Origin of the sequence: Bradyrhizobium sp. 141 (assembly GCF_023074055.1) — a bacterium.
Classification (GTDB): Bacteria; Pseudomonadota; Alphaproteobacteria; order Rhizobiales; family Xanthobacteraceae; genus Bradyrhizobium.
The window spans coordinates 91,185-103,620 of sequence record NZ_JADPKR010000018.1 but is presented as its reverse complement, the minus strand read 5'-3'; the positions used below and the strand labels follow the sequence as shown (position 1 = coordinate 103,620).

At 65.9% G+C, this 12,436-nt stretch carries 7 protein-coding genes and 1 pseudogene; 7 read left to right on the top strand and 1 reads right to left on the bottom strand.

Translation table 11 applies throughout. From position 1 onward, the window contains the following. Positions 1-233 precede the first annotated feature (233 nt). The 4 genes from IVA81_RS06485 to IVA81_RS06470 all read left to right on the top strand — a co-directional run bounded on the left by IVA81_RS06485 (position 234) and on the right by IVA81_RS06470 (position 6,402). Entirely contained in the window at positions 234-1,229 is a 996-nt protein-coding gene (locus IVA81_RS06485; protein WP_247313926.1) for a nitronate monooxygenase family protein, read from the top strand. A gap of 25 nt (positions 1,230-1,254) precedes the next feature. Further along, on the top strand, positions 1,255-2,223 hold the full coding sequence (locus tag IVA81_RS06480) for a zinc-binding dehydrogenase (protein ID WP_247313925.1): 969 nt from the start codon (positions 1,255-1,257) through the stop codon (positions 2,221-2,223). A gap of 234 nt (positions 2,224-2,457) precedes the next feature. Then, the gene (locus IVA81_RS06475) at positions 2,458-3,831 is read left to right on the top strand and encodes a cation-efflux pump (protein ID WP_247313924.1); all 1,374 of its coding nucleotides are present in this window, start codon (positions 2,458-2,460) and stop codon (positions 3,829-3,831) included. 240 nt (positions 3,832-4,071) lie between these two features. Continuing rightward, entirely contained in the window at positions 4,072-6,402 is a 2,331-nt protein-coding gene (locus IVA81_RS06470; RefSeq protein WP_247313923.1) for a PAS domain-containing sensor histidine kinase, read from the top strand. Positions 6,403-6,405: 3 nt separating this feature from the next. Here the strand turns inward: IVA81_RS06470 and IVA81_RS06465 are convergent, their stop codons facing one another. After that, positions 6,406-7,299 (bottom strand): LysR family transcriptional regulator, encoded by an 894-nt coding sequence (locus IVA81_RS06465; RefSeq protein ID WP_247313922.1) that lies wholly within the window; start codon positions 7,297-7,299, stop codon positions 6,406-6,408. 224 nt (positions 7,300-7,523) lie between these two features. Here IVA81_RS06465 and IVA81_RS06460 point away from each other — a divergent pair, with 224 nt between their 5' ends. The 3 genes and pseudogenes from IVA81_RS06460 to fdhF all read left to right on the top strand — a co-directional run bounded on the left by IVA81_RS06460 (position 7,524) and on the right by fdhF (position 12,435). Then, complete coding sequence (locus IVA81_RS06460; protein ID WP_247313921.1) at positions 7,524-8,000, top strand: formate dehydrogenase subunit gamma; 477 nt, start codon at positions 7,524-7,526, stop codon at positions 7,998-8,000. Continuing rightward, positions 7,997-9,551: pseudogene (locus IVA81_RS06455) on the top strand (NADH-quinone oxidoreductase subunit NuoF). The gene IVA81_RS06460 and the pseudogene IVA81_RS06455 overlap by 4 nt, the downstream one beginning before the upstream one ends. A 10-nt stretch (positions 9,552-9,561) precedes the next feature. After that, positions 9,562-12,435: a formate dehydrogenase subunit alpha gene (fdhF, locus tag IVA81_RS06450; protein WP_247313920.1), complete on the top strand. Its 2,874-nt coding sequence runs from the start codon at positions 9,562-9,564 to the stop codon at positions 12,433-12,435. Position 12,436 lies beyond the last annotated feature (1 nt).

Here is a 12,436-nt window from a genome sequence, read left to right as displayed (position 1 = left end):
AACTAAGCTTGCCGGGTTTGGGCGTATGCATTCACTCAGTCATCACGTCCTGCTCGGCTGGACGATTGCGGACTCGCAAGAATAGCAAGGCTAGAACAGGGTCGAGTGTAACAATATCGCTATTACTTCCCGCCCCCACCGCAAGCCGATCCAATAGACATTTCCCGGCCCCGGCGGCATCCTGCCGCCATCAACCGATAACAGAGCGCCACGAGAGGCGGGGGAAACACATCATGTTGCAGACACGGTTCACCAAGCTCGTCGGCGTCGAGCACCCGATCGTCCAGGGCGGCATGCAATGGGTCGGCCGCGCCGATCTGGTCGCGGCCGTCGCCAATGCCGGCGCGCTCGGCTTCATCACCGCGCTGACCCAGCCGACGCCGGAGGACCTCAGGAAGGAAATCGCGCGCTGCCGCGACCTCACCGACAAGCCGTTCGGCGTCAACCTCACCATCCTGCCCGCGATCAAGCCGCCGCCTTACGCCGAGTATCGCGCCGCCATCATCGAGAGCGGCATCAAGGTGGTCGAGACCGCCGGCAACAAGCCGCAGGAGCATGTCGACGAGTTCAGGAAGCACGGCGTCAAGGTCGTGCACAAATGCACCAGCGTGCGCCACGCGCTCTCGGCCGAGCGCATGGGCGTCGACGCCATCTCGATCGACGGCTTCGAATGCGCCGGCCACCCCGGCGAGGACGACACGCCCGGCCTGATCCTGATCCCGGCCGCCGCCAACAAGATCAAGATCCCGATGATCGCCTCGGGCGGCTTCGCCGATGCCCGCGGCCTCGTCGCTGCGCTGGCGCTGGGTGCCGACGGCATCAACATGGGCACGCGCTTCATGGCCACCAGGGAAAGCCCGATCCATCAGCTCATCAAGGAGAAGATCGTCGCCAATGACGAGCGCGAGACCGAGCTGATCTTCCGCACCATGCGCAACACCTCGCGCGTCGCCAGGAACGAGATCTCGACCAAGGTGGTCGCGATGGAGAAGGAAGGCGCCAAGTTCGAGGACATCCGCGAGCTCGTCGCAGGGGCCCGCGGCAAGATGGTCTACGCGACAGGCAATTCCGACGAGGGCATCTGGTCGGCCGGCCAGGTGCAGGGTCTGATCCAGGACATCCCGACCTGCGCCGAGCTCGTCTCCCGCATCGTGCGCGAGGCCGAAGCCATCATCCGCAGCCGGCTGGAGGGCATGATCGTTCAGCCGCAGCGCGAAGCCGCGGAATAATCACTGCAAGAAGCGAGAGCAATCCATGAAGGCTTACGTCTACGGCCCTGAAGGCGCTCGGATTTCCGACGTCGCTCAACCAAAGCCGAAAGGCACGCAGGTGCTGGTCAAGGTCCGCGCCTGCGGGCTCAACCGGGCCGACACCGGCATGCGCAAAGGCCACGCCCATGGCGCGGCCGGGGGCGCCGGCACCGTGCTGGGCATGGAATGGGCCGGCGAGGTCGCCGAGCTCGGGCCGGATGCCAAGGGCGTCAAGATCGGCGACCGCATCATGGGCTCGGGCGGCGCGGCGTTTGCCGAATACACACTGGCCGATCACGGCCGGCTGTTCCGCGCGCCGTCGAACATGAATTTCGAGGAGGCGGCCACCCTGCCCGTCGCGCTCGCGACCATGCACAACGCCGTCGTCACCGTCGGCGGCGTGCAGCCGGGCCAGAGCGTGCTGATCCAGGGCGCCAGCTCCGGCGTCGGGCTGATGGCGATGCAGATCGCCAGGCTTAAAGGCGCAAGCCTCGTGATCGGCTCGTCGACCGACGCCACCCGCCGCGGCCGGCTGAAGGAGTATGGCGCCGACCTCGCGGTCGATAGCTCTGATCCGAAATGGATTGACGAGGTCCTGACGGCGACGAACGGAGAAGGCGTCGACCTCATCGTCGATCAGGTCTCGGGCAAGGTCGCCAATCAGAACCTCGCCGCGACCAGGGTGAAGGGCCGCATCGTCAATGTCGGCCGGCTCGGCGGCACCCATGCCGATTTCAACTTCGACCTGCATGCGGCCCGCCGCATCGACTATGTCGGCGTCACCTTCCGCACCCGCACCATCGAGGAGGTCCGCGAGATCTTCGAGGAGGTCCGCAAGGACATCTGGGGCGCGGTGGAGTCGCGAAAACTGCAGCTGCCGATCGACAAGGTGTTCGCGTTCGACGACATCGACAAGGCGTTCGAGCACATGGAGGCGAACAAGCATCTGGGGAAGATCGTGGTGACGGTATGAGGCGCCAAAGCGGCGGTCCCGTAGGGTGGGCAAAGGCGCGTTAGTGCCGTGCCCACCTTTCGTCAGTGATGGATACAGATCGTGGGCACGCTGCGCTTTGCCCACCCTACGAGACTGGCGCACGCGGCCGCTCAATTCGGAAGCATTCGCAATTGCTTCGCTCCTGCAACTCACTAGCGACTACAGCTGTGGATCGCGCTTGATGTTCACCCACGCCCTGCTAAATCCCCCGCCATGACCTCCCAGCACAACAAGACTTCGGTCGCCGCGATCTCGATCTTCGCCAGCGGCGGCATGGCGGCGGCCAAATTCGCGGTCGGGATCGCGATCGGCTCGCTCGCGCTGATCTCCGAGGCCCTGCACTCCTCGATCGACCTGGTCGCGACCATCATCACCTGGGCGGTGGTGCGGGTGTCCGACAAGCCGGCGGACGATGAGCACCATTACGGCCACGGCAAGCTGGAGAGCGTCTCGGCGCTGGGCGTCACCGCCCTGCTCTACGTGCTCGCCGGCGGCATCCTGGTCGAAGCCTACAGCCGGCTGCGCGAGGGGACCTCGCCGCCGACCATTTCGGCCGTGCCCTTCGTGGTGCTGGTGATCGACATCGTCGTCAATCTCTGGCGCGCCCGCGCCCTGCACCGCGCCGCGCGCGAGACACGGAGCCAGGCGCTCGCGGCCGATGCGCTGCATTTCGCTTCCGACGTCATGGGCTCATTCGCCGTCATCGCGGGTCTGATCCTCTCCGCCCTCGGCTTCTGGTGGGGCGATGCCGCCGCGGCCGCCGCGGTCGCCGTGATGATCGCCCTGCTCGGGCTGCGCATGGCCGGCTCGACGGTGCAGACGCTGGTCGACCGCGCCCCGGAGGGTGCGCAGGAAAAGGCCACGGCCGCGATCCGGAGCGTGCCCGGCGTGATCGACGTCGAGCGGCTGCGGGTGCGCATGGTCGGGGCGACCACATTCATCGACACCATCGCCAAGGTGCCGCGGACCTATCCGATCGACCGGGTCGAGGACATCAAGCGCAACGCGCAGACCGCCGTCACCAAGGCGTTCGGCGATGCCGACCTCACTTTCGCCGCGGTGCCCGTCGCGCGCGACAACGAGACCGTGCGCGACCGCATCATGGTGATCGCGCGCAATTCCGGGCTCGCCATCCACCACGTCACGGTGCACGATCTCGGCGCCAAGCTGATCGTCAGCATCGACCTCGAGGTCGACGCCGGGATGCAGCTCGACGCCGCCCATGACGTCGCCAACACGCTGGAGCGCAACATCCAGGAGGAGTTCGGCGAGGACGTCGAGGTCGACGTTCATATCGAGCCATTGGAACCGGAACTGCCGTTCGGGGTCGATGCCACGCCGGAACGGGTGCGGACGATCGCCGCCGCGCTGACGGAATATGCCGCCGGCGGCGAGATCCACGACATCCATAATGTCCGCGTCCGCAACACCGATGCCGGCGAGATCGTCAACTTCCACTGCCGCGCCACACCGTCGATGAGCGTGATCAAGGTGCACGAGCATGTCGACGCGATCGAGCGCGCGCTGCGGCGCGCGTTCCCGAGCGTGAAGCGCGTGATCAGTCACGCCGAGCCGCCGCGCGCATGACGAGGCGCACGAGACGAAGAACGTGCGAGGAGTCACACGTTCTCGTTTCGGACTCCTCGCGCCCGTGAGTTTGCGGGCGCACGACGCGCAAACTGCCCGTTGGATAAGAATAATTTCGCGTTAACGATTCGTTGACTCTCGACAGCCCGCGAAAACTGGATTCAAATCGCTGTGATTCGGAAGCGATGTGGGGCTGCTTCCGGACTTCAGTTGCAAGCTGGTTTTCAGGGGGCCGAAGGCATGTCGCGTGCAGACGCCGCGAACGCGTGCGTCCAATCCGATTCGATCAAAGGATTGGCGCAATCGATCGCGAAACCTGCCTATCATCGGCTCTTGATCGCAGAGCCGGCGCTTCGTCGCGCCGTGCCGACGCTCATCATCGCATTCCTGATCACGATCTGCCTCGGCGCGTTCGTGCAGGTCGTCGATCAGACGCGTCAGAAGCGGCTGGTGATCCGCCACGACATCTCGGCGCTCGCCGATCTGCTCTCCGAACGCATCGACCGCCTCACCTCGGTGCGGCAGGAGCGGCTCAAGAACATCGAGAGCCTGCCGACGCTGCTGCCCGATCTGATCCCGACCTGGGGCACGGCCTCGGGCCGGCACGTCATCGTCACCTCGGCCGGCATCGACCGCCGCGTCCTCGCGCGCATCCCGATCGACAACGCCCCCTCAGGCAACGACCGCCTGCTCGATGCGATCACGACGGCGCAATTGCTCGCGGCGCCCACGCGCGACGGCAACATCTCCGACATGACGCTGCCGAGCGGCAACGCGGCAATGGCGACCTCGCGGCAGATCAAGTCGATGCCCGGCTTCGTCACCGTGATCCAGGAGCGCAACGAGCCGATCTGGGGCTCGGACGCCGCGCTCTCGGTGACGCTGTCGGCGACCACAGGCTTCGTCGTCCTGATCCTCGGCTTCGCCTTCCACTGGCAGTCGACCCGCGCCCGCGAGGGCGACCTCATTAACGACGCCGTGCGCGGCCGCATCGACACCGCGCTCAACCGCGGCCGCTGCGGACTGTGGGACTGGGACCTGTCGCGCGGCCGGATCTTCTGGTCGCAATCGATGTTCTCGATGCTCGGCCTCGACGGCCGCCACGAGCTCCTCACCTTCGGCGAGGTCAACGCGCTGGTGAAGTCCGACGACATCGACCTGTTCGAGATCGCCGACCAGCTCATCTCCGAGAAGATCGACCACATCGACCAGACCTTCCGCATGCAGCATGTCGACGGCCACTGGATCTGGCTCCGCGTCCGCTGCGAAAAGACGCGCGGGGCTACCGATTCCAGCGTGCACCTGATCGGGATCGCCGTCGACATCACCGAGCAGAAGAGCCTCGCGGAGAGGACCGTGGAAGCCGATCTCCGCCTGCGCGACGCCATCGAGACCATTCCGGAAGCCTTCGTGCTGTGGGATGCGAGCGACCGCCTGGTGCTCTGCAACTCGCACTTCCAGCGCCTGCACAAGCTGCCCGACAGCGCCGTCATTCCGGGCACCTCCTACGAGACCGTGCTCGAGGTCGGCCGCATGCCGGAGGTGCGCACCCGCCACAACGAGACCGCGAGCCAAGGCCCCGGCGCGCGCACCTTCGAGGCGCAGCTCGACGACGGCAGCTGGCTGCACATCAGCGAGCGCCGCACCAAGGACGGCGGCTACGTCTCGGTCGGCACCGACATCACCCGCATCAAGGAGCACGAGCAGAAGCTGGTCGACAACGATCTGCGCCTGCGGGCCACCGTCATCGACCTGAAGCGTTCGCAAGCCGCGCTGGAGCGCCAGGCGGTCGAGCTCGCCGATCTCGCCGAGAAGTACCAGCGCGAGAAGACCCGCGCCGAGGAAGCCAACCAGACCAAGTCGAAATTCCTCGCCAATATGAGCCACGAGCTGCGCACGCCGCTGAACGCTATCATCGGCTTCTCCGAGATCATGGGCTCGGGCATGTTCGGCGAGCTCGGCAGCGAAAAGTACCAGGAATACTGCCAGGACATCCTGACCAGCGGACACTACCTGCTCGAGGTCATCAACGACATCCTCGACATGTCCAAGATCGAGGCCGGCCGCATGAAGCTCGACATGGAAGAGCTCGACCTGGCGCAGACGCTGGCGGAATCCCTGCGGGTCGTCACCGGCCGCGCCCAGGACAAGCACCTGACACTCGACGCCGACATCGCAAAATCCATCTCCGTCGTCGCCGACCGCCGCGCCACCAAGCAGATCATCGTCAATCTGCTCTCCAACGCCGTGAAGTTCACCCCCGACGGCGGACGCATCGTGGTGCGCAGCCGGCAGCTCGACGACAGGATCGTGCTGATGATCGCCGACACCGGCATCGGCATCGCGCCGCATTCGCTGACACGGCTCGGCCGCCCGTTCGAGCAGGTGGAGAGCCAGCTGACCAAGACCTACCACGGCTCGGGCCTCGGCCTCGCGATCGCCCGCTCGCTGGCGCAGCTCCACGGCGGCTCGATGCGGCTGCGCTCCAAGCTGGAGGTCGGCACCGTCGTGCGCGTGACCCTGCCGCGCGACGCGATCAAGGCGGCGTCCGGGATATCGGCCGCGGCCTGATCCCTACAATTGCAGCGTCGGCGCTACTTCGCGCGCGACATTGACCAGGGCTGCGATCAGCGGCGTCATCGGATCGCGCTGCGGGATGACCATGCCGATGCTGTAGTTGACGTCGGGATCGACGATCGGGATCGAGCGCACCGTGTCGGAAAGACCGAGCGTCTCGGCAAGCTTGGCCGGCATCACGCTCGCCCAGCGCCCCGTCTTCACATGCGTGAACAGCACCAACAGCGAGTTCGAGGTCAGCGTCGGCGTCGCCTCGGCGCCGACCGAGCGTAGCGCGCGGTCGATGATGCGGCGGTTCTGCATGTCGGGCGTCAGCAGGCATAGCGGGACCTGCCCGACCTCCGTCCAGGTCACCGTCTCGCGGTCACCGAACATCGCGTCCGGCGCGGTCAGAAGACGATAGCTCTCATTGTAGAGCGGAATGGTCCGCACCTTGCCGATCGGCTCGTTCTCGATATAGGTCAGCCCCGCATCGACCTCGAGATTCTCGAGCAGCCCCAGCACCTCGGACGAGGTGGTGGACTGGATCCGGAAGCGCACCTCGGGATGCCGGGCGCGGAACGGCGTCGTCAGCGCGGCGACCATGCCGAGCACGGTCGGGATCGCCGCGATACGGATCTCGCCGGAGAGATGGTGCTTCAGCCCGTTGATCTCGTCACGCATCGCGCGGGCATCGCCCACGATCCGCCGCGCCCAGTCCAGCGCCCGCTCGCCTTCCGGCGTAAAGCCCTGGAAACGGGACCCGCGCTGGACCAGCATCACGCCGAGGATCTCCTCGAGCTGCTTGAGCCCGGTCGACATCGTCGGCTGTGTCACGCCGCAGACCTCCGCCGCGCGTCCAAAATGACGCTCCTTCGCCAGCGCCAGCAGCAGTTCAAGCTTGTCGAGCAACCGGGCGTCCCCTCGAATTCTGTCGTGGCATGCAAGCTAGCACGCCTGCGCTCTCCCAAACACGCAAAAACGCGCTGCGGAACGCCCTCAATTGCAATTTCGCATCGCTTGATCGCATTCGCCAATCGATCGGAATCCGCAATCGCCGCACGGGACAGCTTTATTGATCTTCGAATGATTCCAACTAGTTTGCGGCGAGGGAACGCTCAATTTGAGAACGAAGAATGACAGCGAGTTACGGGCCTTGGGACGAGACGCGCGGCGCCGAAATCATCGCCGAACATGCCAACCAGGAGGGCGCGACGCTGGTCATCCTCCACGCGCTGCAGGAGGCATTCGGCTACGTGCCGGAGGCGGCCATTCCCATGGTGGCGCAAGCGCTCAATCTGTCGCGCGCCGAAGTCCATGGCGTATTCACGTTCTACCATGATTTCCGCCACAAGCCGGCCGGCCGTCATGTGCTCAAGCTCTGCCGTGCGGAGGCCTGCCAGGCCGCGGGCGGCGATGCGCTGGCTGCGCGCGCGGAAGCCAAGCTCGGCGTGTCGCTCGGCAACACCACGGCCGATGATCGCGTCACGCTGGAGCCGATCTACTGCCTCGGCCTGTGCGCGACGGCGCCGTCCGCGATGCTCGACGGCCGCCTGATCGGCCGTCTCGATCAGAAGCGCCTCGATGCGCTGGTCGCGGAGGCGCAGCGATGAGCATCCGTCTATTCGTCTCACGTGATGCCGGTGCACTGGCCGTCGGCGCCGACGAGGTTGCGCTGGCGCTGGAGCAGACCGCCGCGAAGCGTGGTGTGGCCGTCGAGATCGTCAGGACCGGCTCGCGGCATGTACTGGCTGGAGCCACTGGTCGAGGTGGCAACGCCGCAGGGCCGGATCGCCTTCGGCCCTGTCACCGAGACCGACGTACCCTCCCTGCTCGATGCGCTCGCCAGCAACACGCCGCATCTGCTGCGATTGGGGGCGACCGAGGAAATCCCCTGGCTGAAGCGTCAGACCCGGCTCACCTTCGCCCGCTGCGGCGTGATCGATCCGCGCTCGCTCGACGACTACCGTGCGCACGACGGCTACAAGGGACTTGAGCGCGCCCTGTCGCTCGGCTCGGACGGCATCCTCACCGAAGTCACGGCATCGGGCTTGCGCGGCCGCGGCGGCGCGGGCTTCCCGACGGGCATCAAGTGGAAGACCGTCGCGCAGGCCAAGGCCGACCGCAAGTTCATCGTCTGCAACGCCGACGAAGGTGACAGCGGCACCTTCGCTGACCGCATGATCATGGAAGGCGATCCCTTCCTCGTGATCGAGGGCATGACCATCGCCGGCATCACCGTCGGCGCGACCAAGGGCTACATCTACATCCGCAGCGAATATCCGCACGCGGTGGAGGCGATGAATGCCGCCATCGTAGCCGCCAGGCGCAGCGGCTATCTCGGCGACAAGATCGGCGGATCCACGTACAGCTTCGATCTCGAAGTCCGCGTCGGTGCCGGCGCCTATGTCTGCGGCGAGGAGACCTCGCTGCTGGAAAGCCTCGAAGGGCGCCGCGGCATCGTGCGCGCCAAACCGCCGCTGCCGGCGCATCACGGACTGTTCGGCAAGCCGACCGTCATCAACAACGTGTTGTCATTCGCGGCAATCCCCTTCATCCTCGCCGAAGGCGCCAAGGCCTATGCAGATTTCGGCATGGGCCGCTCCCGCGGCACGATGCCGATCCAGCTCGCCGGCAATATCCGCCATGGCGGGCTGTTCGAGACCGCGTTCGGCGTGACGCTCGGCGAGCTCGTCGATGACATCGGCGGCGGCACCTTCACGGGCCGCCCGGTCCGCGCCGTGCAGGTCGGCGGGCCCCTCGGCGCCTATTTCCCGCGCGCGCTGTTCGACACGCCGTTCGACTACGAGGCCTTCGCCGCGCGCGACGGCCTGATCGGCCATGGCGGCATCGTCGTGTTCGACGACAGCGTCGACATGCGCAGGCAGGCGCGCTTCGCCATGGAGTTCTGCGCCGTCGAATCCTGCGGCAAGTGCACGCCGTGCCGGATCGGCTCGACCCGCGGCGTCGAGACCATCGAGAAGATCATCAACGGCGAGCGCGTGAGCGAAAACCTCGCGCTCGTCGAGGACCTCTGCAACACCATGAAATTCGGCTCGCTCTGCGCGCTCGGCGGCTTCACGCCCTACCCTGTGCTCAGCGCATTGAAGCACTTCCGGGAGGATTTCGTCCCAGCGCCGACCACGCTTCAGGCCGCGGAATAGGAGAACGACAATGTCTCTGATCGAAGAAATCGACTTCGGCACGCCGCGCTCGAAATCGGAAACGATGGTGACGCTGACCATCGACGGCAATGAGGTCACGGTGCCCGAGGGCACCTCCATCATGCGGGCCGCGATGGACGCGGGCCACCAGATTCCAAAGCTCTGCGCCACCGACATGGTCGACGCGTTCGGCTCCTGCCGTCTCTGCCTCGTCGAGATCGAGGGTCGCGCCGGCGCGCCGGCGTCCTGTACCACGCCTGTCATGAACGGTCTCGTCGTCCACACCCAGACCGAGCGGCTGAAGAAGCTGCGCAAGGGCGTGATGGAGCTCTACATCTCCGACCATCCGCTCGACTGTCTCACCTGCGGCGCGAACGGCGACTGCGAATTGCAGGACATGGCCGGCGCAGTCGGTCTGCGCGACGTGCGCTACGGCTATGAGGGCGAGAACCACGTCTTCGCGAAGTCGGACGGTTGCGCCAACGACCATTGGATGCCAAAGGACGAGTCCAACCCCTACTTCACCTACGATCCTTCCAAGTGCATCGTCTGCTCGCGCTGCGTCCGCGCCTGCGAGGAGGTGCAAGGCACGTTCGCGCTGACCATCTCCGGTCGTGGCTTCGACAGCCGCGTCTCGCCGGGCATGAGCGAGAGCTTCCTCGGCTCCGAATGCGTCTCGTGCGGCGCCTGCGTGCAGGCCTGCCCGACCGCAACGCTGACCGAAAAATCCGTGATCGAGATCGGCCAGCCCGAGCACTCCGTCGTCACCACCTGCGCCTATTGCGGCGTCGGCTGCACCTTCAAGGCCGAGATGCGCGGCGAGGAAGTCGTGCGCATGGTGCCGTACAAGGACGGCAAGGCCAATCGCGGCCATTCCTGCGTCAAGGGCCGCTTCGCCTGGGGCTACACCAACCACAAGGAACGCATCCTCAACCCGATGATCCGCGAGCGGATCGAGGATCCCTGGCGCGAAGTGTCGTGGGACGAAGCGTTCTCGTTCGCCGCCGCCAGGATGCGCGGCATCCAGAAAAAATACGGCCGCGACGCTATCGGCGGCATCACCTCGTCCCGTTGCACCAACGAAGAAACCTATCTGGTGCAGAAGCTGATCCGCGCCGGCTTCGGCAACAACAATGTCGACACCTGCGCCCGCGTCTGCCATTCGCCGACCGGCTATGGCCTCGCCACCACCTTCGGCACGTCAGCAGGGACGCAGGACTTCGACTCGGTCGAGGATACCGATGTCGTCGTGATCATCGGCGCCAATCCGGCCTCCGCTCACCCGGTGTTCGCCTCGCGGCTGAAGAAGCGGCTGCGCCAGGGCGCCAAGCTGATCGTGATCGATCCGCGTCGCACCGAGATGGTGGAATCGCCGCATGTGAAGGCGCTGCACCTGCCCTTGATGCCGGGCACCAACGTCGCCGTCATGACCGCGCTGGCGCATGTGATCGTGACCGAAGGCCTCGTCAACGAGGCTTTCGTGCGTGAACGCTGCGACTGGAGCGAGTTCGAGGAATGGGCGGCGTTCGTCGCCCAGCCGAACAACAGCCCGGAAGCCACAGCCATCCTCACCGGCGTCAATCCGAAGGATCTTCGCGAAGCAGCCCGCACCTACGCGACCGGCGGCAACGGCGCGATCTATTACGGCCTCGGCGTCACCGAGCACAGCCAGGGCTCGACCACCGTGATCGCGATCGCAAACCTCGCGATGGTCACAGGCAATATCGGTCGTCCCGGCGTCGGCGTGAACCCGCTGCGCGGGCAGAACAACGTGCAGGGCTCCTGCGACATGGGCTCGTTCCCGCACGAGCTGCCCGGCTACCGCCACATCTCCGGTGATGCCGTACGCGACCAGTTCGAGGCGCTGTGGAACGTCAAGCTCAATCCTGAGCCGGGCCTGCGCATCCCTAACATGTTCGATGCCGCGGTCGAAGGCACGTTCATGGGGATCTACGTTCAGGGCGAGGACATCCTCCAGTCCGACCCCAACACCAGCCACGTGGTGGCGGCACTGTCGGCGATGGAATGCGTCATCGTCCACGACCTCTTCCTCAACGAGACCGCGAACTACGCCCATGTCTTCCTGCCCGGCTCGAGCTTCCTCGAGAAGGACGGCACCTTCACCAATGCCGAGCGGCGCATCCAGCGCGTGCGCAAGGTGATGACACCGAAGAACGGCATGGCCGACTGGGAGGTCACCATGGGCCTTGCCAAGGCGATGGGCTTCGAGATGAACTACAGCCACCCGTCCGAGATCATGGACGAGATCGCAGCCCTCACCCCGACCTTTGCCGGCGTCTCCTACGCCAAGCTCGACGAGCTCGGCTCAGTGCAGTGGCCCTGCAACGACAAGGCGCCCGAGGGCACGCCGGTGATGCATATCGACGGCTTCGTCCGCGGCAAGGGCAAGTTCGTCGTGACCGAGTATGTCGCAACCGATGAGCGCACCGGCCCGCGCTATCCCCTGCTGCTCACCACCGGCCGCATCCTCAGCCAGTACAATGTCGGCGCCCAGACCCGACGTACCGAGAACGTGGTGTGGCATGCCGAGGATCGCCTCGAGATCCATCCCCACGATGCCGAGCAGCGCGGCGTGCGCGAGGGCGACTGGGTGCGGCTGAAGAGCCGTGCCGGCGAGACCACGTTGCGTGCGGAGATCACCGACCGTGTCGCGCCCGGCGTCGTCTACACCACCTTCCACCATCCGGATACGCAGGCCAACGTCATCACGACGGAATATTCGGACTGGGCGACCAATTGTCCCGAATACAAGGTCACGGCGGTGCAGGTGTCGCCCTCGAACGGCCCGTCCGACTGGCAGAAGGCCTATGACGCGCAGGCGCGCCAATCGCGTCGCATCGCGCCGGCCGAGGCCGCGGAGTAAC

Excerpts from the sequence above, each read along its gene's own strand:
- IVA81_RS06485 (WP_247313926.1), top strand. The coding sequence starts at position 234 with ATGTTGCAGACACGGTTCACCAAGCTCGTCGGCGTCGAGCACCCGATC.
- IVA81_RS06480 (WP_247313925.1), top strand. The coding sequence starts at position 1,255 with ATGAAGGCTTACGTCTACGGCCCTGAAGGCGCTCGGATTTCCGACGTC.
- IVA81_RS06475 (WP_247313924.1), top strand. The coding sequence starts at position 2,458 with ATGACCTCCCAGCACAACAAGACTTCGGTCGCCGCGATCTCGATCTTC.
- IVA81_RS06470 (WP_247313923.1), top strand. The coding sequence starts at position 4,072 with ATGTCGCGTGCAGACGCCGCGAACGCGTGCGTCCAATCCGATTCGATC.
- IVA81_RS06460 (WP_247313921.1), top strand. The coding sequence starts at position 7,524 with ATGACAGCGAGTTACGGGCCTTGGGACGAGACGCGCGGCGCCGAAATC.
- fdhF (WP_247313920.1), top strand. The coding sequence starts at position 9,562 with ATGTCTCTGATCGAAGAAATCGACTTCGGCACGCCGCGCTCGAAATCG.